At 74.2% G+C, this 22616-nt stretch carries 22 protein-coding genes and 1 riboswitch; of the genes, 9 read left to right on the top strand and 13 right to left on the bottom strand.

What is annotated here, in order from left to right:
• Positions 1–169: 169 nt before the first annotated feature.
• The 3 genes from AC07AL_RS05305 to AC07AL_RS05295 form a co-directional block, all read right to left on the bottom strand.
• Positions 170–559 carry a DUF3040 domain-containing protein gene (locus tag AC07AL_RS05305; protein WP_350884379.1) on the bottom strand — a complete coding sequence of 130 codons (390 nt, stop codon included), beginning with the start codon at positions 557–559 and terminating at the stop codon, positions 170–172.
• A 410-nt stretch (positions 560–969) separates the two neighbouring features.
• The gene (locus tag AC07AL_RS05300) at positions 970–1722 is read right to left on the bottom strand and encodes a methyltransferase domain-containing protein (protein ID WP_363378597.1); all 753 of its coding nucleotides are present in this window, start codon (positions 1720–1722) and stop codon (positions 970–972) included.
• Positions 1723–1767: 45 nt separating this feature from the next.
• On the bottom strand, positions 1768–2334 hold the full coding sequence (locus AC07AL_RS05295; protein WP_400805702.1) for an SAV_6107 family HEPN domain-containing protein: 567 nt from the start codon (positions 2332–2334) through the stop codon (positions 1768–1770).
• Between the two features lie 583 nt (positions 2335–2917).
• Here AC07AL_RS05295 and AC07AL_RS05290 point away from each other — a divergent pair.
• Together AC07AL_RS05290 and AC07AL_RS05285 are read left to right on the top strand one after the other, a co-directional pair.
• Complete coding sequence (locus AC07AL_RS05290; protein ID WP_400805647.1) at positions 2918–3559, top strand: DUF4126 domain-containing protein; 642 nt, start codon at positions 2918–2920, stop codon at positions 3557–3559.
• Positions 3560–3614: 55 nt separating this feature from the next.
• Positions 3615–5111, top strand: coding sequence for a phytoene desaturase family protein (locus AC07AL_RS05285; protein WP_478316902.1), 1497 nt, complete (start codon positions 3615–3617; stop codon positions 5109–5111).
• Positions 5112–5129: 18 nt separating this feature from the next.
• On the opposite strand, the gene AC07AL_RS05280 is transcribed toward AC07AL_RS05285, so the two are convergent.
• A complete protein-coding gene (locus AC07AL_RS05280; protein WP_478316900.1) occupies positions 5130–6020 on the bottom strand; it encodes a hypothetical protein in 891 nt (296 codons plus the stop codon).
• Between the two features lie 218 nt (positions 6021–6238).
• Entirely contained in the window at positions 6239–7159 is a 921-nt protein-coding gene (metF, locus tag AC07AL_RS05275) for a methylenetetrahydrofolate reductase [NAD(P)H] (protein ID WP_363582946.1), read from the bottom strand.
• 220 nt (positions 7160–7379) lie between these two features.
• Here metF and AC07AL_RS05270 point away from each other — a divergent pair, with 220 nt between their 5' ends.
• Complete coding sequence (locus tag AC07AL_RS05270) at positions 7380–8486, top strand: polyprenyl synthetase family protein (protein ID WP_363582948.1); 1107 nt, start codon at positions 7380–7382, stop codon at positions 8484–8486.
• A 56-nt stretch (positions 8487–8542) separates the two neighbouring features.
• Here AC07AL_RS05270 and thiE read toward each other — a convergent pair whose 3' ends face one another.
• From thiE to AC07AL_RS05255, 3 genes are read right to left on the bottom strand one after another with little or no spacing between them, the layout of a single operon-like run.
• Positions 8543–9193 carry a thiamine phosphate synthase gene (thiE, locus tag AC07AL_RS05265; RefSeq protein ID WP_363628785.1) on the bottom strand — a complete coding sequence of 217 codons (651 nt, stop codon included), beginning with the start codon at positions 9191–9193 and terminating at the stop codon, positions 8543–8545.
• Positions 9193–9558: an Rv2175c family DNA-binding protein gene (locus AC07AL_RS05260; protein ID WP_350884398.1), complete on the bottom strand. Its 366-nt coding sequence runs from the start codon at positions 9556–9558 to the stop codon at positions 9193–9195. The genes thiE and AC07AL_RS05260 overlap by 1 nt, the downstream gene beginning before the upstream one ends.
• 42 nt (positions 9559–9600) lie before the next feature.
• The gene (locus AC07AL_RS05255; RefSeq protein WP_478316896.1) at positions 9601–10809 is read right to left on the bottom strand and encodes an NAD(P)/FAD-dependent oxidoreductase; all 1209 of its coding nucleotides are present in this window, start codon (positions 10807–10809) and stop codon (positions 9601–9603) included.
• An 84-nt stretch (positions 10810–10893) separates the two neighbouring features.
• A riboswitch (TPP riboswitch) is annotated at positions 10894–11006 on the top strand.
• Positions 11007–11009: 3 nt separating this feature from the next.
• Here AC07AL_RS05255 and thiO point away from each other — a divergent pair.
• From thiO to pknB, 4 genes are all read left to right on the top strand, one after another.
• The gene (gene thiO, locus AC07AL_RS05250) at positions 11010–12185 is read left to right on the top strand and encodes a glycine oxidase ThiO (protein WP_400805639.1); all 1176 of its coding nucleotides are present in this window, start codon (positions 11010–11012) and stop codon (positions 12183–12185) included.
• Positions 12182–12436, top strand: coding sequence for a sulfur carrier protein ThiS (gene thiS / locus AC07AL_RS05245; protein ID WP_400805637.1), 255 nt, complete (start codon positions 12182–12184; stop codon positions 12434–12436). The genes thiO and thiS overlap by 4 nt, the downstream gene beginning before the upstream one ends.
• Before the next feature lies 1 nt (position 12437).
• Positions 12438–13235, top strand: coding sequence for a thiazole synthase (locus AC07AL_RS05240; RefSeq protein ID WP_478316894.1), 798 nt, complete (start codon positions 12438–12440; stop codon positions 13233–13235).
• 119 nt (positions 13236–13354) lie between these two features.
• On the top strand, positions 13355–15142 hold the full coding sequence (gene pknB, locus AC07AL_RS05235; RefSeq protein ID WP_400805700.1) for a Stk1 family PASTA domain-containing Ser/Thr kinase: 1788 nt from the start codon (positions 13355–13357) through the stop codon (positions 15140–15142).
• Positions 15143–15170: 28 nt separating this feature from the next.
• Here pknB and AC07AL_RS05230 read toward each other — a convergent pair whose 3' ends face one another.
• A complete protein-coding gene (locus AC07AL_RS05230) occupies positions 15171–15800 on the bottom strand; it encodes a molybdopterin-dependent oxidoreductase (protein WP_063347259.1) in 630 nt (209 codons plus the stop codon).
• 221 nt (positions 15801–16021) lie between these two features.
• Between AC07AL_RS05230 and bfr the strand changes: the two genes are divergently transcribed.
• A complete protein-coding gene (bfr, locus tag AC07AL_RS05225; protein WP_363582962.1) occupies positions 16022–16501 on the top strand; it encodes a bacterioferritin in 480 nt (159 codons plus the stop codon).
• Between the two features lie 4 nt (positions 16502–16505).
• On the opposite strand, the gene AC07AL_RS05220 is transcribed toward bfr, so the two are convergent.
• A complete protein-coding gene (locus AC07AL_RS05220; protein ID WP_363582964.1) occupies positions 16506–16799 on the bottom strand; it encodes a (2Fe-2S)-binding protein in 294 nt (97 codons plus the stop codon).
• Between the two features lie 209 nt (positions 16800–17008).
• On the bottom strand, positions 17009–18418 hold the full coding sequence (locus AC07AL_RS05215; protein ID WP_380336515.1) for a class II 3-deoxy-7-phosphoheptulonate synthase: 1410 nt from the start codon (positions 18416–18418) through the stop codon (positions 17009–17011).
• A gap of 241 nt (positions 18419–18659) precedes the next feature.
• Between AC07AL_RS05215 and AC07AL_RS05210 the strand changes: the two genes are divergently transcribed.
• On the top strand, positions 18660–20594 hold the full coding sequence (locus tag AC07AL_RS05210) for an anthranilate synthase family protein (RefSeq protein ID WP_400805634.1): 1935 nt from the start codon (positions 18660–18662) through the stop codon (positions 20592–20594).
• Between the two features lie 83 nt (positions 20595–20677).
• Here AC07AL_RS05210 and AC07AL_RS05205 read toward each other — a convergent pair whose 3' ends face one another.
• Entirely contained in the window at positions 20678–21358 is a 681-nt protein-coding gene (locus AC07AL_RS05205) for a response regulator (protein WP_478316891.1), read from the bottom strand.
• Complete coding sequence (gene macS / locus AC07AL_RS05200; protein WP_400805632.1) at positions 21336–22595, bottom strand: MacS family sensor histidine kinase; 1260 nt, start codon at positions 22593–22595, stop codon at positions 21336–21338. The genes AC07AL_RS05205 and macS overlap by 23 nt, the downstream gene beginning before the upstream one ends.
• Positions 22596–22616 lie beyond the last annotated feature (21 nt).

Here is a 22616-nt window from a genome sequence, read left to right as displayed (position 1 = left end):
GAAAAGAAGACGGGCGAGGGACGAACCGCTCGTTAGGGGTGGTGTGGGATAAATGCCGGACCGCCTCCGCCCCCCCCCCCCCCCCACGAACCCCCCCCCCCCCCCCCCCCCCCCCCCCCCCGGCGTTCGTCCAGCGTGTGCGCGCCCCGGCGGGCGTGCCGTGCGCGGCTCAGAAGCCGCCGGCCTGCTCGTCCCGACGACGCTGCCAGCGCTGTTCCACCCGGTCCATCATCCCGGCCTTGCGGCGGGGCGCGGCGGCCGGCCGGGGGCCGGAGCCCTGGCCGGCGGGGCCGCGGCGCCAGCCGGTCACGGCGAACACCGCGCACCCGAGCATCACCAGGAAGCCCACGACGCTGACCCAGATCTGGTCGGGGACGACCATGCCGCCCATCAGCAGGCCGATGCCCACCACGAAGCCGGCAACGGCCAGGTACACCCGCCGGCGGGTGTAGGTGCGCAGCCCGGTTCCCTCAAGCGCCGTCGCGAATTTGGGATCTTCGGCATACAGCGCTCGCTCCATCTGGTCGAGCAGTCGCTGCTCGTGCTCCGAGAGCGGCACGGAGTCCTCCTACTCGTCGGTCGCGGGTGCGACCGGTCCGCCACCCCGGTCGGGGAGGCAAAGTCCAATCAGCCTTCGGGGCACACGGTCGGACGCCTGTGCGGGGGGACCCGGCCCGTGTCGTCCATATGCCCCACGCATCCGGCTGTCATGCTTTCCGGCTTTACCCAGATCATACGGTCCGTGGGCCCGTTACGGAGTGGTCTGCGCCGCGTGGGACGGGCCACTTCGACCGGGCACGGCCGCACCCGGCTCAACGCCACGGGACGCGGACAAGTGCCCGAACGGGTGGAATCGGTCCGGACCTGGGCAGGTTCGGGACCACCCGGACGAGGCGGGGGGGCGTCCGGAAGGCGAACTGCCGCCGCACGGTGTGCGAACCGTACGGCGGCGGACGGTCCCGCGGCCGCTCAGGCCAGGGTGGCCAGCAGGTGCAACTGGGTCGCCACGGCGTGGAACGCGGGCTGCTCGGCGGCGGCCTCCTCCAGCTTCAGCAGCGCCTCCATCGCGCCCGGCTCGGCGTCCACCAGCACCCCGGGGACCAGGTCGGCGAAGACCCGGACGCCGTGCACCGACTCCACCCGCAGACCCGCGCCCTCGGCCAGCCGGCCCAGCTCCTCGCCGGTGAAGCGGCGCGGCATCGGGTCCTGCTCGCCCCAGCGGCCGTCGGTCGCGGACAGCACCGTACGGGCCTCGGTGAAGTGGCCGGCCAGCGCGCGGGCCAGCACGGCGCCGTTGCGGTTGGCGGCCAGCAGGCTGACCAGGCCGCCCCGGCGCAGGGTGCCGGCCAGGCTGCCGAGCGCCTCCGCCGGGTCGTCCACGACCTCCAGCACGCCGTGGCAGAGCACCGCGTCCACGGTGCCGGGGGCGACCAGCTCGGGCAGCGTCTGGGTGTCGCCCTGGACGGCCCGGACCAGCTCCGTCACCCCGGCCTCGGCGGCCCGGCGCTCCAGCGCGAACAGCGCGTCCGGGCTGGGGTCGACCACGGTGACCCGGTGGCCGAGCTTGGCCACCGGCACGGCGAAGTTGCCGGTGCCGCCACCGGTGTCGACCACGTCGAGCACCGGCTGGTCCAGCTCGGCCGCCCGCTTCTCCAGGGCGGCCCGCACCACCTCCCACACCACGGCGGTACGCAGGGCACTGCGGGGACGCGTCGGGTACAAGGCGGGGCTCCTCGGCACATGCAGATCGATCAGGATGCCTCCACCTTAGACCGGGCGGGTGGCGGGGCCCGTCACCCCCGGCGGGTCGTCGCCGTCCAGCGGCAGCCGCGGGGCCGGCGGGGTCGGGCGCAGGCCGAGCAGGCGCTCGACCAGGCGCAGGAACAGGGCGGAGTTGCGGACCAGGTCGTCGGCGTCACGGGCCGAGGCGGCACCCCTGATCCCGGCCTCGGCGGCCGCCCGGCGGCGGGCGCCGGCGCCGTAGTAGAGCGCCCACTCGGCCAGCTCGGGGGCCACCTCGGGCAGCACCTCCCAGGCACTGCGGATGGCCTTGCGCCGGCGCGGGCTCTTCTCCGGCCGCCCCCGCACCGCGAGCACGGCCGCCACCGTGCGCAGCGCGGCCAGGTGGGCGGTGGCGTACCGCTCCAGCGGGTCCTCCAGCACGCGGGCCCGGGCGAGCGTGCGGTGGGCGTCGGCGAGCAGGTCGAGGGCGGCCGGCGGCGCGGCGGTCCGGCGCAGCACGGGGTGGACGTCCCCGCCACCCGGGCGCCCGCCCGGGGAGGACGGCGGGGCGGCGGAGTGGAGGCGGGCGGTGACGGGCTCAGGACGGCTGATGGTCATGGTCTCCCCCGTTCCGAGGCAGCGCGCGGACCGGGCGGTCCGTGCCCCTCCATCGTGAACGGGACCACTGACAACGCGGCCCGAAACGGGTGAGCGGCGGCGGGCACCGGCCTGTCCCCCCAGGTCCTGTGCCGCCGCCGTACGCCGCCGCTCCGCCGTTCCCCACAGGCGGCGGTGGCCAGCTCCCCCTTCCGGTGGCCGGTCTCCCCCCGGCCCGCTCCGCCGCCCCGTGTCGGCGGTGCGAGGCCCGTGACCGGCTCCCGCGGCGGACCTCCGCCGCCGCCCCGCCGACCCCTCATCTGCCGGCTGGGCGGACGGATCCGCCACCCGGGGCGGGGCGCCCGACGCGCCGCCTTCCCGGTGCCACCACTCTCCCGTCCCGGCAGGTCGGCGGGCCATCCGCTGACGTACTCAACCCCGGATCTGAGTACGCGTACTCAGATCCGTCGGCCCCGGACCCGGCCGTGGCCGGAACCGGCGGGCCGACCCGGCACGTCCGGGTACGGTACGGCCGTGGCCGGGGCGGACCGGCCACGGCCACGAGAAGGAGGGGGAAAGCGATGAGGAGGGGGAAGCCATGACGATCGTGCCGCTGATCTTCACCAGCGGACTCGCCAGCGGTATCAACGCCTACGCGGTGGTGCTGCTGCTCGGACTGCTGGGCCGCTTCGGCGGCGCGGACTCGGTACCGCCCGCACTGGAGCGCACCGACGTGCTGGTCGCGGCCGCCGTACTGTTCCTGCTGGAGGCGGTGGCCGACAAGATCCCGTTCGTCGACAGCCTCTGGGACTCCGTGCACACCGTGATCCGGCCGATCGCGGGCGCCACCGTCGGCGCGCTGATCGCGAGCACCGACCCGGGCTCGCTCGGCGAGGTCGCGGCGGGCGCGATGGGCGGCACCACGGCGCTGGTCAGCCACCTGGTCAAGGCCTCGCTGCGGATGGCGGTCAACACCTCGCCCGAACCGGCCAGCAACATCGCGGTCAGCATGGCGGAGGACCTGTCGGTGGCCGGGCTGGTATCCCTGGCGATCTTCCACCCCTGGCTGGCCGCCTCGATCGCCGCCGTCCTGCTCGCCGTCGGCCTGCTGCTGGTCTGGTTCGCGGTCAACCGGATCCGCGCCTTCCGGGCCCGCCGCCGCGAACGCCGCGCCGCCCGCGACGCCGGGTCCGCCGCCCGCGGGCAGGAGGCGGACCGGCCGTACGTCCCGCGGCGCTGAGGACGGCGCCCGCCCGGTCCGGCCCGGCCCAGGTCACGGCCTAGGATCAGGTGCCATGGCACGGATCGTCATCATCGGCGCAGGAATGAGCGGGCTCGCGGCGGCCTCCAGGCTGGCCACCCTCGGACACCGGGTGACGGTCTGCGAGGCCGGCGGCACGTACGGGGGCATGGTCGGCCGGTACGAGCGCGACGGATTCGCCTTCGACACCGGTCCCGGCCTGCTGACCCTCCCGGCCGTCTACCGCGACCTCGCGCTGAAGACCGGCAAGGAGCCGCTGGAGCAGCTCGTCGACCTCGCCCCGGTGGACCCGGAGAGCCGGCACCTGTTCCCGGACGGCACCGCCGTCAGCCTGCCCAACGCCTCCCGCGGCGGCGTCAGCCAGGCCCTGGACGCCGCCTTCGGCGCCGGCTCGGGCGCCCGCTGGAGCGCGGTCATGAACCACGGCCGGACGGTCTGGGAGGCCACCCGCCGCCCGCTCCTGGAGGAGCCGCTCCCGGCCGACCGGTCGCCGCTGCACACCGACCCCTACCCCGTCCCGCCCCGGCGCGGCCTGCTCGCCCGGCTCGGCCGGCCCCGCCCGTGGACCCTCGCCGACGTCGCCGCCCGCGAACTCGGCGGCCACCCCGGCCTCACCGCCCTGCTGGCGGAGCACGCCCTGCGTTTCGGCCTGCCCCCCGGGTCCGCCCCCGCCGGGGCCACCGTGCTGCCGTACATGGAGCAGTCCTTCGGCGTCTGGTACGTCCGGGGCGGCCTGCGGGCCCTGGCGGACGCGGTGCACCGGCGCTGCGAGCTGCGCAAGGTGGAGTTCCGCTTCGACACCCCGGTCACCGGGGTACTGGTCGAGGACGGCCGGGCCCGTGGCGTCGACACCCCGGGCGGGCGGATCGACGCGGACCTAGTGGTCTCCTCGATGGACACCAGGGCGCTGTTCCGTGACGGTCTCGCCCGGTGGCCGGAGCTCGGGCCCGACCACTGGGAGCCGTCCGAGGTGCCCGGCCGGTTCAGCGTGCTGCTCGCGCTGCGCGGCGCCCGGCCAGCCGGCACCCCGCACCGGACGGTGGTGCACGCCGCCGACCCTGCGGCCGAGCAGAACGCCCTGACCCTCCCGGCCCCGCCCTGCGAGCGCCCCACCCTCCAGGTGCTGCGCCCGGACGATCCCTCGCTGCGCCCCGACGACGCGCACGAGAGCGTGGTGCTGACCGCGACCGTCCCCGCCCAGGGCGACGTCGACTGGACGGCGCCCGGGGTCGCCGAGCGCCACGCGGACCGGCTGCTGGCGCACGCCGACGCCGCCGGCCTGGGCCTGCGCGAACGGGTGCTGTGGCGGGTCGTGCGCACCCCGGACGACACCCGCCGGGAGACCGGCGCCCTCGGCGGGTCGGTCCCCCGCCCCGCGCTCGCCGGAGACGGCGGCGGATGGCTCCAGCCCACCAACGAGTCGCCCGTCCCCGGCCTCTACCTGATCGGCGGAGCGGCCCACCCCGGCGGCGGACTGGCCCGGGCCGGGATGTCCGCCTGCATCGCCGCCAACCTGATCGGCCCGGCGTAGGGGCCCTGGCGCCGGACCTCAGCCCTGGGGCCAGGTGTTCTGCTGCTGGTAGCCGTAGGTGTGGTCGTAGGACTGCTGCTGCGGGATGCCCTGGGGGTGCTGGCCGGGGTGCTGCTCCAGGTGTTGCTCGGGGTGCTGCTGCGGGGTCTGCCACTGCTGCTGGGGGTGCTGCTCCCAGCCGGGCTGCTGCTGCGGGTAGGACTGGTACTGGTCCTGCTGCGGGTAGCCGTTGTACGGGTCGGACTGCTGGGGGTAGGCCCCGTAGCCCTGGTCGTAGGCGAAGGCCGACTGCTGCTGGCTCTGCCACTGCTGCTGCTCGTAGGCCGGCTGCGGCTGGGCGGCGTTGTCGTAGCCGGACTGGTAGGCCTCGGCGTAGGGGTCGTGCGGCGCCTGCGCCTGCTGCTGCTCGTAGTAGGCGGGCGCGTAGACGCCGTCCTGGGCGAGTTCCCGCATCTCGAAGGCGGCGGTCTGCTCGACCTCGGGGACGTCCTCGGCAACCGGGGCGGGGGCGGCGACCGGGGCCTCCTCGACGGCGCTGACCTCACCGATCCGCTTGTCGGTGGCCTCGACCGCGGCCACGGCGGCCGCGCCGCCGGTGAGGGCGCCGAGCAGGGGCACCTTGGCGAGCGGGCCGGGCAGCGAGCCGTCGGCCTTGCGCAGCGACCAGCCGGCCCGGTAGCCGCGCTTGACGGAGAGGGTGACGAAGGTCTGGCCGGCCGCGAAGAGGGCGGCGCCGGCGCCGATCACCGGGACGGAGCCGAGCACCATGCCGGCGGCCACTGCCAGGAAGCCGACCAGGGCGAGGGCCCGCCAGTGCAGCGGGGCCCGGTTCTGCAGCAGGACCTCGGCGACCAGCCAGAGCGCCACCACCGCCAACGCGACGTACAGCAGCAGGTATCCGATGCCCATCCGCCCGCTACCTCCAGTCGCGTGCCCGCGCTCGCCGCGCGTGTGCGGCGACTGTACCGGTTCAACGGCCGGGGTACCGCATCGCGTTCCCGCCGGTCGCGGCCGGGGCCCACACGACCGAGCCCGTCACCGTCGGGGCGGTGACGGGCCGGTGAACGTCCGGGCCCGCGGGCCCGATCGGCCCGGCGCAGGACCCCCGACGGGGCGCCGGACGGGGCCTACGCGTGGCGCTGGTGCAGGCCGAGGTTCTGGTAGATCTCCAGCGTCGCCGTGGAGTGGTTGAGCGTGATGAAGTGCAGGCCGGGCGCACCCTCGGCGAGGAGGCGTTCGGCCATCGCGGTGGCGTGTTCCATGCCGATCGCGCGCAGCGCCGCCGGGTCGTCGACGGCGGCCCGCAGCCGGGCCTCCAGGTCGGCGGGGAAGGCGGAGCCGCTCAGCTGGGGGAAGCGTTCCAGCTGCTTGGCGTTGGTGACCGGCATGATCTCCGGGATGATCGGCGTCTCGCAGCCGGCGGCGGTGACCCGGTCGCGCAGCCGCAGGTAGTCGTCGACCTCGAAGAACATCTGGGTGATCGCGTAGTCGGCGCCCGCCCGGACCTTGCCGACGAAGTGCCGGATGTCCTCGTCCCAGTCGGTGGAGCGCGGGTGCATGTTCGGCGAGGCGGCGACGCCGACGCAGAAGTCGCCGATGCCCTTGATCAGCTCGACCAGCTCGTACGCGTACGTGACGCCATCGGGGTGCCTGACCCATTCGCCCATCGGGTCGCCGGGCGGGTCCCCCCGGACCGCGAGGACGTTGCGCACGCCCTGGTCGGCGTACTGGCCGATGATGTTGCGCAGTTCGGCGATCGAGTGGTCGACGGCGGTCAGGTGGGCGACCGGGGTCAGCGTGGTCTCGGTGGCGATCCGGCCGACCATGTTGACGGTGCGCTCGCGCGAGGAGCCGCCGGCGCCGTACGTCATGCAGACGAAGTTGGGGTCCAGCGGTTCGAGCCGACGGATGGCGTCCCAGAGTCTCTGCTCGCCGACCTCGGTGCGCGGGGGCATGAACTCGAAGGAGAAGGACCGCTTTCCGGCTGCCAGGAGTTCGCGGACCGTCAGTGCGCGGTCCGGTCTGGTGGAAGCGATGCCGAGTGCCATGCTGGCAGGTTATCCGGCGTTCGAAGGGGCCGGACAACTCGGTACCACGGATTGAGACAAGCGGTGGACGATACTCCGTCCGGTGGTCCGTCGAATTCCGACCGGCGTTCGGGGCCCGCGCCGGGTGTGCCCGCACGCCCGCGCGCACGCCCGCTCGCACATTCGTTCCCGGCTACCCCGCTACGCTTGCTGCACCCCAGCGAACCAGCGGAGCCTCATCGTGACCTCGTCCAGCAACCGGCCGGCCAACCCCATAGACGTGGAGGACGTCCGCGCGCGCGTCAACGCCGCCCTCGCCGCGTTCATGGACGGCCAGTCCGCCCTGTTGGACAAGATCTCCCCGCAGCTCGTGCCCGCCGCCGACGCCCTGCGCGACTTCCTGCTGGACGGCGGCAAGCGGCTGCGCCCGGCCTTCTGCTACTGGGGCTGGCGCAGTGCCGGCGGCCCGGCCGGCGGCGAGGGCATCGCGAACGCGGCGGCCGCGCTGGAACTGCTCCAGGCGAGCGCTCTGGTGCACGACGACCTGATGGACCGCAGCGACACCCGCCGCGGCCTGCCCTCGATCCACCGCCGCTTCGAGGCGCTGCACCGGGCGAACGGCTGGCGCGGCGACCGCGAGCAGTACGGCGCCTCGGCGGCGGTGCTGCTCGGCGACCTGCTGCTGATCTGGTGCGACGAGCTGTTCCTGCGCTCGGGCCTGGAGCCGGCCGCCGTGCTGGCCGCCAAGCCGGTGTTCGACCTGATGCGCACCGAGGTCATGGTCGGCCAGTACCTGGACGTCCTGGAGCCGGTGGCCGGCGACTCCGCCGACGAGGGCGCGCTCGACCGGGCGCAGACGGTGCTGCACTACAAGTCGGCGAAGTACACGATCGAGCGGCCCCTCCAGGTCGGCGCGCTGCTGGCCGGGGCCGGCCCGGAGCTGGTGGCGGCGCTGGGGGCGTTCGGGCTGCCGCTGGGCGAGGCCTTCCAGCTGCGGGACGACCTGCTCGGCGTCTTCGGTGATCCGGCGGTCACCGGCAAGCCGGCCGGGGACGACCTGCGCGAGGGCAAGCGCACCCTGCTGGTGGCGCACGCGATGCGGGGCCTGCCGGCCGCCGACGCCCGGCACCTGGACGAGCGGCTCGGCGCGCCGGACCTGGTGCCCGAGGAGGTCGCCGGGCTGCGCGACCTGGTGGCCCGCAGCGGCGCGCCCGAGCGGGTGGAGCGCCGGATCGACGAGCTGATGCGGCAGTCCCTGGCCGCGCTGGAGGCGGCGCCGCTGGCCGACGAGCAGGCCCGCACGGTGCTGCTGGCCCTGGCCGAGGCCGCCACCGTCCGCAAGTACTGAGATCCGCACGCAGGGGGATCCGCAGGTACGGGGAACGGTGACGGCCCCCGGGGCCGTCAGGCCGAGCGCACCCGCCGGGCGAGCTCGGCGGCGGCGGCCTGCGGGTCGTCGGCGGCCGTGATGGCACGGACCACGACGATCCGGCGGGCGCCGGCGGCCAGCACCTCGTCGAGGTTTCCGAGGTCGATGCCGCCGATGGCGAACCACGGCCGGTCGGTGCTCTGCTTCGCCGCGTACGAGACCAGGCCGAGGCCCGGCGCCGGGCGGCCCGGCTTGGTCGGGGTCGGCCAGACCGGGCCCGTGCAGAAGTAGTCCACGCCGGGCTCGGCGAGCGCCGCGTCCACCTCGGACTCGGCGTGGCAGGACCGGCCGATCAGCACCTCGTCGCCGAGGATCGCCCGGGCGGCCGGCACCGGCAGGTCGTCCTGCCCGAGGTGCAGCACGTCCGGCCGGGCCGCGTGCGCGACGTCGGCGCGGTCGTTGACGGCCAGCAGCTTGCCGTGGCGGCGGCAGGCGTCCGCGAAGACCTCCAGGGCCGCCAGCTCCTGCTTGGCCTCCAAGCCCTTGTCTCGGAGCTGGACGATGTCCACCCCGCCCGCCAGCGCCGCGTCCAGGAACTGGGCGAGGTCGCCCTGCTCCCGGCGGGCGTCGGTGCACAGGTACAGCCGGGCGTCGGCCAGCCGCCGGCGCGGTGCGTCCGCCGCCATCAGATCAGCATCGCCTGGGCGCGCCGCTTGACCTCGGTGCCGCGGTTCTCCTGCAGCGCCTGGATCGGGCTGCCGGGCAGCGACGGGTCCTCGGTGAAGAGCCACTCCAGGATCTCCACGTCGTTGTACCCGCAGTCGCGCAGCACGGTCAGGGTGCCGGACAGGTGCTTGACCAGCCCCTGGCCGTCGATGAACGCCGCAGGGACCTGCAGCGACTTGTTGGGGCCCCGCCGGACGGCGATCAGCCCGCCGCTGCGGACCAGGTCGCGCACCTCGGTGACGCGCACCCCCCACTGCTCCGAGATGTCGGGCAGGTACATCCACTCGGAAACCAGGGCTTCGATCTTGCTTTCAATCTCACTCACGCCACCAGACTGCCACCTCCACAGCCCCCCGCGCACCAGCCGCTACCCCGCGACCGCCGACTTCAGCGGCACCGAGGGGTCCGCCGCGCGGGCCCGGTCCAGCGCGGTGCCGCGCTCGATCAGCCGGCGGCCCTGGGTGAGGTCGCGCGGCCGGTCGACGGCCAGCAGCGCGCTCGGCACCCCGTCGCGCAGCCAGAGCGCCGTCCAGGAGGCGTCCTGCGGGCCGCCGCGCCACAGCAGTTCGTCGCCCTCGGCGTGCCGCCCGGCGTACTGGACCATCCGCCCGAACTGCTCCGACCAGAAGTACGGCACCGGGTCGTACGGCGGCGCGTCCGCGCCGAGGACGGCGGCCGCCACGGCCTCGCCGGACTGCAACGCGTGGTCCCAGTGCTGGACGGCCAGCCGGGCGCCGGAGCGGGCGGACGGGTAGCTGACGCAGTCCCCGGCCGCGAAGACGCCGGGCAGGCCGGTGCGCAGCCGCCCGTCCACCAGGACGGCGCCGGTGCCGTCCAGCTCGACGCCGGAACCGGCCAGCCAGCCCGTCGCGGGCCGGGCGCCGACGCCGACCACGACCTCGTCGGCGGGCAGGTGCGAGCCGTCCGCCAGCAGCACCGCGCCCTCCTCGACGGCGGCCACGCCGACCCCGCAGCGCAGGTCGACACCGGCCTCGGCGTACCAGGCGGCCATCGCCGAACCGACCTCGGCCGGCAGCGCGCCGGGGACGGGCGCCGGGCCCGCCTCGACCACCGTCACCTCGCAGCCGGCCGCGCGGGCGGCGGTGGACACCTCGGCGCCGATCCAGCCCGCGCCGACCAGCACCAGCCGCAGGCCGGGCCGCAGCAGGGCACGCAGCGCCAGCGCGTCGTCCAGGGTGTGCAGCAGGTGCGCGCGCTCGGCGCCGGGCAGGGCGCGCGGGGTGGCGCCGGTGGCGATCACCAGGGCGTCGTACGGGAGGTCGCCGGCGTCGGTGTGCAGCACTCCGGGGGCGAGGTCGGTCGCGCGGCGGCCGGTGAGCAGTTCGATGCCCAGGTGCGGGTAGTCGATGTCCAGGGTGGTGGCGTCGGCCTTGCCGAGCAGCACGTCCTTGGAGAGCGGCGGCCGGTCGTACGGCGCGTGCGGCTCCTCCCCGACCAGCGTGATCCGCCCCCGCCAGCCGCCCTGCCGCAGCTTCAGGGCGCACTGCGCCCCGGCCAGCCCGGCCCCGACGACGACCACCTGATCCGTTCCGTTCAGCTCTGCCACGCCCGTCACTGTACTCAGCGCCCTGCCGGGGCCACCGGCCCGTCCACCCCGCGTACGGGCCTTCGGCCGGGCCCGCCCCCGGCGTTATGGTGGGGGCACCATCACGGGAGCCCGGCGTACCGGGCTGAGAGGCGGGCTGGCACGGCCCGCGACCGTCCGAACCTGATCCGGGTCATTCCGGCGAAGGGAGAAGAGCAGCCTTGTCACGCTTGCCCGAGGAAACCCACGCCGACGTGTTGGTGATCGGCGGGGGCGTCATCGGCCTCGCCGTCGCCTGGCGCGCCGCGCAGCGCGGGCTGGGGAACATCGTCGTGGTCGACCCCTCCCCCGGCGGCGGGGCGGCCGGGGTCGCGGCCGGGATGCTCGCCCCGGTCACCGAGCTGCAGTACGGCGAGGAGCCGCTGCTGCGCCTCGGCATGGCCTCCAACCAGCGGTACGGGGACTTCGCCGCCGAGCTCACCGAGGCGAGCGGCGGCCTGGACACCGGGTACCGCCGGTGCGGCACGATCGCCGTCGCGCTGGACTCCGACGACCGCGAGGAACTGCGCGAGCTGCACGCCTTCCACCAGCGGCTCGGCCTGGACTCGGCCTGGCTGACCGGCCGGGAGGCCCGCAGGCTGGAGCCGATGCTCGCCCCCGGCGTGCGCGGCGGCCTGCACGTCGCGGACGACCACCAGGTGGATCCCCGCCGGCTGCTGACCGCCCTGGTGGCCGCCTGCGAGCTCGCCGGGGTCGTGCTCCACCGGGCCGAGGCCGTCGGGCTGCTGGTCGAGGACGGCCGCGCGGTCGGCGCCCGGCTCGGCACCGGCGAGACACCGAGGGCCGACCAGGTGGTGCTCGCGGCCGGCCCGCACAGCCACCGGCTGCCCGGGCTGCCGGAGGGCGTGCTGCCGGCCGTCCGCCCGGTGAAGGGGCAGATCCTGCGGCTGCGGATCCCCGAGGCGTACCGGCCGTTCCTGTCCCGCAACGTCCGCGCGGTGGTGCGCGGACAGCACCTGTACCTGGTGCCCCGGGAGAACGGCGAGCTGGTGATCGGCGCGACCACCGAGGAGCAGGGCTACGACACCACGGTCACCGCCGGCGGGGTGTACGAACTGCTGCGCGACGCCCACGAGTTGGTGCCGGGCATCACCGAACTCCCGCTGCTGGAGACCTCGGCCGGGCTGCGTCCCGGTTCGCCGGACAACGCCCCGCTGCTGGGCCCGACCGCGCTGCCCGGGCTGGTCGCCGCCACCGGCCACTACCGCAACGGCGTGCTGCTCACCCCGGTGACCGCCGACCTGCTCGCCGAGTACCTGGCGACCGGCGAACTCCCCGAGCTTGCAAAGCCGTTCACGCCCACCCGGTTCTCCCCCGACCGCTCCACCACGAAGGCCTCCGCATGACCGAGATCGCACCACCCCAGACCACACCACCCCAGACCACACCGGCCGAGATCGGGCTGACCGTCAACGGCGAGCCCCGCCGGGTGTCCGCCACGACCACCCTCGCGGAGGTGGTGGCCACCCTCAGCGCCGCCCACAGCGGCGTCGCCGCCGCCCTCAACGAGGCCGTGGTGCCGCGCAGTTCGTGGCCGGCCACGGAACTGTCGGCGGGCGACCGGATCGAGATCCTCACCGCCGTCCAGGGAGGCTGACATGGCTGACGACCTGCTGACCATCGCCGGGGAGTCCTTCGGCTCCCGGCTGATCATGGGCACCGGCGGCGCACCCAGCCTGGAGATCCTGGAACGGGCGCTGCTGGCCTCCGGCACCGAGCTGACCACCGTGGCGATGCGCCGGGTCGACGCCGGCACCCAGGGCTCCGTCCTGGACGTGCTGACCCGCAACGACATCCGGGTGCTGCCCAACACGGCGGGCTGCTTCACCGCCGGGGAGGCCGTGCTGACCGCCCGGCTGGCCCGCGAGGCGCTCGGCACCGACTGGGTGAAGCTGGAGGTGATCGCCGACGAGCGGACCCTCCTGCCGGACCCGATCGAGCTGCTGGACGCCGCCGAGACCCTGGTCGACGACGGCTTCACGGTGCTGCCGTACACCAACGACGACCCGGTGCTGGCACGCAAGCTGGAGGACGTCGGCTGCGCGGCGATCATGCCGCTGGGCTCGCCGATCGGCTCCGGCCTGGGCATCCGCAACCCGCACAACTTCCAGCTGATCGTGGAGGACGCGGGCGTCCCGGTGATCCTGGACGCGGGCGCCGGCACCGCCTCGGACGTCGCGCTGGCGATGGAGCTGGGCTGCGCGGCGGTGATGCTCGCCTCCGCGGTGACCAGGGCGCAGGACCCGGTGCTGATGGCCGAGGCGATGCGGCACGCCGCCGAGGCGGGCCGGTTCGCCCACCGGGCCGGCCGCATCCCGCGCCGGTTCCACGCCGAGGCCTCCTCGGCGATGGCCGGCCGGGCGGAGCTGGACACCCGCGAGCACCCGGCGTTCTGACGCCCTGGCGCACGGCACCCGCCCGCGTGTGCCGTGTCACAAACCGGGCACAGCCGGGCCCGGAGGCGATGTCCTCCGGGTCCGGCTGCCGCCTGCGGCCCTAGACTCTCCGGGTGGACATGGCACTGCACGACCCCCTGATCGGTACCCTGCTCGACGGCCGGTACCGGGTCGAGCAGCGCATCGCGACCGGCGGGATGTCCACCGTCTACAAGGGCACCGACACCCGGCTGGACCGGGTCGTCGCCCTCAAGGTGATGCACCCCGCGCTGGCCGGGGACGACGGCTTCACCGCCCGGTTCATCCGCGAGGCCAAGGCCGTCGCCCGGCTCTCCCACCCGAACGTGGTGAACGTCTTCGACCAGGGCGCGGACGGCGCCAACGTCTTCCTCGCCATGGAGTACGTGCCCGGCCGCACCCTGCGGGACCTGCTGCGCGACCGCGGCGCGCTGTCCGTGCGGGCCGCGCTGGACGTGCTGGAGCCGGTGCTGGCCGCCCTCGGCGCCGCCCACCGGGCCGGGCTGGTGCACCGGGACGTCAAGCCGGAGAACGTGCTGATCACCGAGGACGGGCTGGTCAAGGTCGCCGACTTCGGCCTGGTCCGGGTCCTCGGCACCGCCGACGGCGCGCCCACCTCGACCAGCACCTCGACCAGCACCGCGACCGGCGGCACGGTCCTCGGCACCGTCTCCTACCTGGCCCCCGAGCAGATCCTCCCGGACGCCCCCACCGACCAGCGGGTCGACGTCTACGCGGCCGGCATCCTGCTCTACGAGATGCTCACCGGCCGCCGCCCGCACACCGGCGACAACCCCGTCCAGGTGATGTACAAGCACCTGCACGAGGACGTCCCCGCCCCCTCGCTGATCGCCCCGGCCGTCGGCCCCGGGCTGGACGCCATAGTGGCCGGCGCCTGCGCCCGGACGGCCGAGGCCCGCCCGTACGACGCGGTCGAACTGCTCGCCGCCCTCCAGCGGATCCGCCGCACGCTCACCCCGGCCGAGCTGGACGCGGAGCCGCCGGCCTCCACCCGGCCCAGCCCGCGCTACCCGACCAGCGAGCCGACCTCGGTGATCCAGCAGCCGGCGGGGCCCGCAGCCGGGGCGCCGGAGCCCACCAGCGTGCTGGACGTGCCGGCGGAGCTGCTGGACCAGCTGCTGGTCGAGCCGCGCCCGTACGACGAGCCGACCCCGGTGCGCGGGCGCCGGCCCGGCCTGCTGCGCCGCCTCCCCCGCAAGCCGCTGATCTGGGTCGCCGCGCTGACCGCCCTGGTGCTGGCGGTCGGCGGTGCGACGTACGGGCTGTCCGAAGGGCTGTACGGGCCGGTGCCCGGCGTGCTCGGCAAGGACCGGGCCGAGGCGCAGCGGATCCTGGACAAGGACGGCATGCACGGCCGCTTCGTCGAGGCGTTCAGCGAGAGCGTCCCGGCCGGGCAGGTGATCGCCACCGACCCCGGGGTGGGCGCGCGGACCCGCAAGAGCGACACCGTGACGGTGACCGTCTCCAGGGGCCCCAAGCGGATCGCGGTGCCGGACCTGGCCGGGAAGACCGCCGACCAGGCCGCCGACGCGCTGACCGCGGCCCAGCTGACCAGGGGCGGCGTGACCGGGACGTACGACGACACCGTGCCGGAGGGCGTGGTGATCAGCAGTTCGCCGGCGGCCGGGCAGCTGCTCCAGGAGAACACCGCGGTCTCGCTGGTGGTCAGCAAGGGCATGGTGCCCGTCCCGGACGTCACCGGGATGAGCAAGGACGACGCGGCGAAGGCGCTCCAGGCGGCCGGCTTCACGATGCAGACCAGCGGGGTCAATCTGTTCGGCACCGGCAAGGTGTCCGGTCAGTCCCCGGCGGCCGGCGAGCGGCGCCCGCAGCACACCGCGGTGACGGTCAACTTCCCCTTCTTCTAAGGGGATTCCTCCGAACGTCGGCCCGCCCTCAGCGCAGCGGGCCGTCGCCCGGCTCCTCCTGGTGGGAGTAACGCTGCTCGCGCCACGGGTCGGCGAGGTTGTGGTAGCCGCGCTCCTCCCAGAAGCCCCGGCGGTCGGCCCGCATGTACTCCACCGCGCGGACCCACTTGGGGCCCTTCCAGGCGTACAGCCCGGGGACGATCAGCCGGACGGGGAAACCGTGCTCGGCGGTCAGCGGCTCGCCGTTGCGGTGGGTGGCGAAGATCGTCCGCGGGTCGGCGAAGTCGGCCAGCCGCAGGTTGGCGCTGTAGCCGTACTCGGCCCAGACCATCACGTGGGTGACGCCGGGCGCGGGGGGCTCCAGGTCGAGGAGGGCGGCGGCCGGCACGCCCGACCACTCGTTGCCGAGCAGCGTGAACTTGGTGACGCAGTGCAGGTCGGCGACGACGGTGGTGCGCGGCAGGGCGTGGAAGGCCTCGAAGTCCCAGCTGTGCTTCTCCGCCGAGGCGGTGGCGCCGAACACCTGGAGGTCCCAGGTCAGCGGCTTGAAGCGGGGTACGGGCCCGTAGTGCAGGGCGGGCCAGCCGCGCTGCACGCGCTGCCCCGGGGGGAGCCTCGGGTCAGACGGCGGAAGCGGTTCTTGTTCGGACTGACCCATGACTCCATGGTGACAGACGGCGGCCGACGCGCCGTGCGCGCCCCTTCGCGCGACCACACGCCCCGCCCCCAAGAACCGGTGATCGGGCCCGTATCGGCTCAAATCGGATATTCCAAAACATGTCCTAGTGAGTGTGAACTTACTGGAATTTTCTCCCATTTCGATGCCAGGATGCGCAGCGCAGGAGTCACAACAGGCCGTAGCGCAGGGAGGCACCAGCCATGCAGGGCGACCCAGAGGTCATCGAGTTCCTCAACGAACAGCTCACCGCGGAGCTCACCGCGATCAACCAGTACTTCCTGCACGCCAAGATGCAGGAGAACTTCGGCTGGACGAAGCTCGCCAAGTACACCCGGCACGAGTCCTTCGACGAGATGAAGCACGCCGAGACTCTCACCGACCGGATCCTCTTCCTGGACGGGCTGCCGAACTACCAGCGGCTGTTCCACGTCCGGATCGGCCAGACGGTCAAGGAGATGTTCGAGGCGGACCGCCAGATCGAGGTCGAGGCGATCGACCGGCTGAAGCGCGGGATCGTGGTGATGCGCGCCAAGAACGACGTCACCTCGGCGAACATCTTCGAGGACATCCTGGCCGACGAGGAGCACCACATCGACTACCTCGACACCCAGCTGGAGCTCCTGGAGAAGCTCGGCGAAGCCCTCTACCTCGCCCAGGTGATCGAGCAGCCGGACTCCTGAGCCCTCAGGCCGCGCGCAGCGGGGCGACCGGGGTCGGGGCGGCCTGAGTCACGGTGGCCGCCGGCGCGGACGCGGCCTGGTCCTGCGGGTCGGCCAGGCCGAGCTTCGCGGCGAGGCGGGCGGTCGGGCAGGGCCGGGCGCCGTGCTCGCCGAGCAGGGCCTGGATCCGGCGGACGCAGGATCCGCAGTCGGTGCCGGCCTTGCAGCCCCGGGCGATCTGGCGCGGGGTGCCGGCCCCGGCGTCGATCGCCTTCTTCACCTGGTCCTCGGTGACCGCATGGCACATGCACACGTACATCGCGGACTCTCCAGGGTGGTGCGGCGCCGACCGGCGGAACGATCTTGACTAAGGCTTGCCTTACTTCACTAAGCCTCACCTTACCCGGCGATCCGGGCACGAAAAAGCCCCTCCGGGCTCGGGGACCCCGAATCCGGAGGGGCTTTCGTCACATTCGTTCACCGGTGACCCGCCGGCGGCGGCTCACCCGTGGCAGCTCCCGTGGCAGCTCACTGGCCGCGGTACATCTCCGCCACCAGGAACGCCAGGTCCAGCGACTGGCTGCGGTTGAGCCGCGGGTCGCAGGCCGTCTCGTAGCGCTGGTGCAGGTCGTCGACCAGCACCTCGTCGCCACCGCCAACGCACTCGGTCACGTCGTCGCCGGTCAGCTCCACGTGGATGCCACCCGGGTGGGTGCCCAGCGCGCGGTGCACCTCGAAGAAGCCCTTGACCTCGTCGAGCACGTCGTCGAAGCTGCGGGTCTTGTGGCCGCTGGAGGCCTCGAAGGTGTTGCCGTGCATCGGGTCGCAGATCCACACCGGCTGGGCGCCGGACGCGGTGACCTTCTCCACCAGGGTGGGCAGGTGGTCGCGGACCTTGCCCGCACCCATCCGGGTGATGAAGGTGAGGCGGCCGGGCTCGCGCTCCGGGTCCAGCTTCTCGATCAGGGTCAGCGCCTCGTCGACCGAGGTGGTCGGGCCGAGCTTGACGCCGATCGGGTTGCGGACCTTCGAGGCGAACTCGATGTGCGCGTGGTCCAGCTGGCGGGTGCGCTCGCCGATCCACACCATGTGGCCGGAGACGTCGTACAGCTCGCCGGTGCGCGAGTCCACGCGGGTCAGCGCGGTCTCGTAGTCGAGGATCAGCGCCTCGTGCGAGGAGAAGAACTCGACGGTCTTGAACTCCTCCGGCGCCACACCGCAGGCGTTCATGAACGCCAGGGCGTTGTCGATCTCCCGGGCGAGCTGCTCGTAGCGCTGGCCGGCCGGCGAGTTGCGCACGAAGTCCTGGTTCCAGGCGTGCACCTGGCGCAGGTCCGCGTAGCCACCGGTGGTGAACGCGCGCACCAGGTTCAGCGTCGCGGCGGACGCGTTGTACATCCGCTTGAGGCGCTCCGGGTCCGGGATGCGGGACTCGGGGGTGAAGTCGAAGCCGTTCACCGAGTCGCCGCGGTAGACCGGCAGCGTCACGCCGTCGCGGGTCTCGGTCGACTTGGAGCGCGGCTTGGAGTACTGGCCGGCGATCCGGCCCACCTTCACGACCGGCACCGAGGCCGCGTACGTCAGCACGGCGGCCATCTGCAGCAGGGTCTTCAGCTTGTTGCGGATGTGCTCCGCCGAGACGCCGTCGAAGGCCTCGGCACAGTCACCGCCCTGCAGCAGGAAGGCCTCCCCGCGCGCCACGGCGCCGAGCCGGGCGCGCAGCTGGTCGCACTCGCCGGCGAACACGAGCGGCGGATAGGAGGCGAGCTCGGCAAGGGTCTTGCGCAGAGCCTCTTGGTCCGGCCATTCAGGCTGCTGCGCCGCGGGCAGGGACTGCCAGGAGTGGCCAGTCCTCGATGTCTCAGTCGTCACGGTCACACCACCAAGGCTACGGGGTGACCCGAGCGATTCGTGACCATTGCCCGAGGGGTGAGACATAACTCGGACAAACACGTGACCGGGCTCACCCTCCCCGCACGATCCGCTACGCTCGAACCATGCACGCGCCCCACACCCACTCCTGGTGGTGGGCCTCCCCCAAGGGTGGCCCACCGATCGCGCGTTCCTAGACGAACACGACGGCCGCCCCTCGGGGCGGCCGTCGGCGTATGCGCAGACGGCCCTCCGGGAGCGGATCCCAGCACCGCACCTCACCAGTCCCCCGGAAGGAAGCCGCTCCGTGACCGCCACCGCCGACCTGCTCGCCCGCCTCACCGCTCCCGACGCGCCCGCGTTCGCCCTGCTGCACCGCCGCACCCCCCGGCTCGCCCCGGACACCGTCGAGGTGCTGATGGGCACCGTCGACAGCTACCGGAACCTCGCCGACCTGCCGGTCCGCACCGGCGTCCCGGCCGACGGCCCCGTGCACGACCTGCTCGCGCTCGTCCCGTACCGGCAGATCCGCGAGCGCGGCTTCGAGGCGCACGACGACGGGACCCCGCTGCAGGCCCTCTCGGTGGCCGAACAGCACACCCTGCCGCTGGCCGAACTCACCGCCGCCCTGCCGCAGTCGCCGGTCTCGCTCACCGGCGGCTCGTTCGACATCGACGACGAGGCGTACGCCGCGATCGTCCGCCGGGTGATCGAGGAGGAGATCGGCAACGGCGAGGGCGCCAACTTCGTGATCCGGCGCGACTTCGGCGCCACCCTGGAGAACTTCTCGCCCGCACTCGCGCTCACCCTGTTCCGGCGGCTGCTGGAGCAGGAGCGCGGCGCCTACTGGACCTTCCTGGTGCACACCGGAGAACGCGTCCTGGTCGGCGCCTCCCCCGAGGTGCACGTCCGCCAGAGCGGCGGCACCGTCGTGATGAACCCGATCTCCGGCACCTACCGCTATCCGACCGGCGGCTCGGACATCGACTCGCTGCTCCGGTTCCTCCACGACCCCAAGGAACTGGAGGAACTGACGATGGTCGTCGACGAAGAGCTCAAGATGATGTGCACGGTCGGCGACCTCGGCGGCCAGGTGCTCGGGCCCCGGCTCAAGGAGATGTCCCATCTCGCCCACACCGAGTACGAGCTGCGCGGACGCACCTCGCTGGACGTCCGCGAGGTGCTCCGCGAGACGATGTTCGCCGCCACCGTCACCGGCAGCCCGGTCCAGAACGCCACCCGGGTCATCAAGCGGTACGAGCCCGGCGGGCGCGGCTACTACTCCGGCGCGCTCGCCCTGATCGGCCGCTCCGCCAGCGGCGGGCAGCTGCTGGACTCGCCCATCTGCATCCGCACCGCCGACATCGACCCGGCCACCGGCCGCCTGGTCGTCCGGGTCGGCGCCACGCTGGTCCGCCACTCCGTCCCCGAGTCCGAGGTCGCCGAGACCCACGCCAAGGCCGCCGGGGTGCTCACCGCGATCGGCGCCCGGCCCGCGCCCGCCCGGCTGCCCGGCCCCACCGGCCCCCGGCTGGCCGACGACCACCGCGTCCAGGCCGCCCTGGACGCCCGGCGGGCCGACCTCGCCCCGTTCTGGCTGCGGATGCAGACACCGACCGTGGTCACCGAGCCCGCGCCGACCCTGGTGGTCGACGGCGAGGACACCTTCACCTCGATGCTCGCCCACCTGCTCACCTCGATCGGCCACCAGGTCAGCGTCGTCCGCTACGACGCGCCCGGGCTGCCCGCCCTGCTGGCGGCGCACCGCGGGCCGCTGGTGCTGGGCCCCGGGCCCGGCGACCCGGCGCTCACCGACGACCCCAAGATGGCCCTGCTGCGGCCGGTCGTCGCGGACGCCCTGGCAGCCGTCCGGTCCGGAGCCCGCACCGCGCCGCTGCTCGCGGTCTGCCTCAGCCACCAACTGCTCTGCGGCGAGCTCGGGCTGGCGCTGGGCCGCAAGGACGTCCCGTACCAGGGCGCGCAGGAGAGCATCGATCTGTTCGGCACCAAGCACACCGTCGGCTTCTACAACACGTTCACCGCGCGCTGCTCGGACGCCGACGCGGCCCGGCTCGCCGCGCGGGGCGTCGAGGTCGCCCGGGACGCCGCCACCGGGGACGTCCACGCGCTGCGCGGGCCCGGCTTCGCCGGCCTCCAGTTCCACCCCGAGTCGGTGCTGACCCGCGACGGCGTCGGCATCGTGGCGGGCCTGCTGCGCGAGGCGGCGGCCGTCCGCGGCTGAGCAGCCGGTGGGGGGCCGGTCCCGGGAGACCGGCCCCCCACCGCACGCGGGATCGCCGAGGCGGCCGGATCCCACCGGAGCCGTCAGATGTCGTCGTCCAGCCCCTGCTCGATCGCGTACCGCACCAGTTCCACCCGGTTGTGCAGTTGCAGCTTGCCGAGCGTGTTCTGGACGTGGTTCTGCACCGTCCGGTGCGACAGCACCAGCCGGTCGGCGATCTGCCGGTACGACAGGCCCTTGGCCACCAGGCGCAGGACCTCGGTCTCCCGGGCGGTCAGCTGTGGGACGGCCGGCGCGGAGGCCGGGGCCGGTTCGGCGGCCAGCCGGCGGAACTCGCCCAGCACCAGGCCGGCCAGGCCCGGGGTGAACACGGCGTCGCCCACGGCCGTGCGCCGCACCGCGTCCAGCAGCTCCTCCCGCCCGGCCGACTTGACCAGGTACCCGGTCGCGCCGGACTTCACCGCCTCCAGCACGTCCTGGTGCTCGCCGCTGGCCGAGAGCATCAGCACCCGCACCGCCGGGTCCTGCGCGACCACCTGGCGGCACACCTCGGCGCCGGGCAGACCGGGCAGGTTGAGGTCCAGCACGACGACCTGCGGCGAGCAGGCGCGGGCCCGGCGCACGGCCTCCTCGCCGTCGCCCGCGGTGGCCACCACGTCCAGCCCGGCCTCGGCGAGGTCCCGCGAGACGGCGTCGCGCCACATCGGGTGGTCGTCCACGACCATCACCCGTATCGGCCGGTCAGTCGTCGGCTGATCGGTCATCAGACCCCTTCCTCGGGACGCGGAGTTCGACCTCGACGCCCTCCCCGGGCGCCGAGTACAGCTCGGCCGTGCCGCCGAGGTCCAGCAGCCGGCCGCGGATGGACTGGGAGACGCCCAGCCGCCCGGCCCGCTCCGCCTCGCCGAGGCGGCCGGGGGCGAAGCCGGGGCCGTCGTCGCGGATGCTGACCGTGACGGCCTGCGGCTCGTCCTCCACCAGGATCCAGGCCCGGGCCCGCTCCCCGGCGTGCCGGCGGACGTTGTCGACGGCGGCGCCGACCGCCGCGGCCAGTTCGCCGGCCGCCCCGGCGGACAGCAGCACCGGCCCGCCGGGGGCGGACAGCGTGATCCGCTCGTCGGCGTACGGGCGCAGCAGCGCGGTGAGGTCCTGCGGCTCCCCGGCCCCGCACTCCGGCGGGCGCTGCCCCGGGATCGGGCCGCCGGTCATCAGCGCCCGCAGGGCGCGCTCCTGCTCGCCGGCCAGCCGGCCGAGTTCGGCGAAGTCGGCGTCGCCGCCCGGGCGTCCACCGGCCGCGGCCGCAGCGCCCTCGGCCGGCCGCGCGGTGAGTTCCGCGCCGTGGCGCTGGACGAGGGCGAGCACCTGGAGCACGCCGTCGTGGATGTCGCGGGAGAGCCGCTCGCGCTCCCGGGTGGCCGCCTCGACCTGGAGTGCCCGGGTGAGCGTCGCCTCGCTGGCGCGGGCCAGTTCGATGACGTAGCCGATGGCGCAGCCGGCCACCATCAGCAGCATGATGTTGTGGACGTTGTCGCCGGTCGCGCCGCCGTGGCCGAGGATGTTGGCGACGCCGATCACCGTGCCCGCGGCGGCCGCCCAGCGCCAGCCACCCTTGCCGGCGAAGCCGAGCACCGTACCGGCGGCCCAGATGGTCGGCAGGGTGGGCGCGCCGTGGCTGATCCGCACCGGGTCGTCGGTCAGGCCGCTCATCACGATGCCGGTGACGGCGAGGGTGAGGTCGGTGCCGAGCACGTACCAGGTGCAGCGCTGCGGGCCGGCGAAGGCCCGGGTGCTGGCGAGCGTCCAGAGGGTGAGCGTACCGAGGAAGATCCAGCCGGCGACGGGGTGCAGGAAGTCCAGGTAGGAATTGAGGTAGCGCAGCAGGGCGTAGCAGAGGGCTAGCAGCCGGAAGTAGGAGATGGCCTTCCACAACGGCAGTTCGACGGACATGCCCCCGGCCGCGACCGCGCCGCCGACTGCCCCGGTTCTCTCGCCGTCCGTCATCCTTCCGCCCCTCCCCCGGGC

It is taken from the genome of Kitasatospora sp. NPDC043949, from assembly GCF_056435365.1.
Note: the sequence above shows the minus strand (reverse complement) of the source record. Positions and strands in the feature narration are given on the sequence as shown.

Excerpts from the sequence above, each read along its gene's own strand:
- AC07AL_RS05285 (WP_478316902.1), top strand. The coding sequence starts at position 3,615 with ATGGCACGGATCGTCATCATCGGCGCAGGAATGAGCGGGCTCGCGGCG.
- AC07AL_RS05205 (WP_478316891.1), bottom strand. The coding sequence starts at position 21,358 with ATGACCGATCAGCCGACGACTGACCGGCCGATACGGGTGATGGTCGTG.
- pknB (WP_400805700.1), top strand. The coding sequence starts at position 13,355 with ATGGCACTGCACGACCCCCTGATCGGTACCCTGCTCGACGGCCGGTAC.
- AC07AL_RS05290 (WP_400805647.1), top strand. The coding sequence starts at position 2,918 with ATGACGATCGTGCCGCTGATCTTCACCAGCGGACTCGCCAGCGGTATC.
- AC07AL_RS05220 (WP_363582964.1), bottom strand. The coding sequence starts at position 16,799 with ATGTACGTGTGCATGTGCCATGCGGTCACCGAGGACCAGGTGAAGAAG.
- bfr (WP_363582962.1), top strand. The coding sequence starts at position 16,022 with ATGCAGGGCGACCCAGAGGTCATCGAGTTCCTCAACGAACAGCTCACC.
- metF (WP_363582946.1), bottom strand. The coding sequence starts at position 7,159 with ATGGCACTCGGCATCGCTTCCACCAGACCGGACCGCGCACTGACGGTC.
- thiE (WP_363628785.1), bottom strand. The coding sequence starts at position 9,193 with ATGGCGGCGGACGCACCGCGCCGGCGGCTGGCCGACGCCCGGCTGTAC.
- thiS (WP_400805637.1), top strand. The coding sequence starts at position 12,182 with ATGACCGAGATCGCACCACCCCAGACCACACCACCCCAGACCACACCG.
- AC07AL_RS05230 (WP_063347259.1), bottom strand. The coding sequence starts at position 15,800 with ATGGGTCAGTCCGAACAAGAACCGCTTCCGCCGTCTGACCCGAGGCTC.
- AC07AL_RS05215 (WP_380336515.1), bottom strand. The coding sequence starts at position 18,418 with ATGTCTCACCCCTCGGGCAATGGTCACGAATCGCTCGGGTCACCCCGT.
- macS (WP_400805632.1), bottom strand. The coding sequence starts at position 22,595 with ATGACGGACGGCGAGAGAACCGGGGCAGTCGGCGGCGCGGTCGCGGCC.
- AC07AL_RS05280 (WP_478316900.1), bottom strand. The coding sequence starts at position 6,020 with ATGGGCATCGGATACCTGCTGCTGTACGTCGCGTTGGCGGTGGTGGCG.
- AC07AL_RS05240 (WP_478316894.1), top strand. The coding sequence starts at position 12,438 with ATGGCTGACGACCTGCTGACCATCGCCGGGGAGTCCTTCGGCTCCCGG.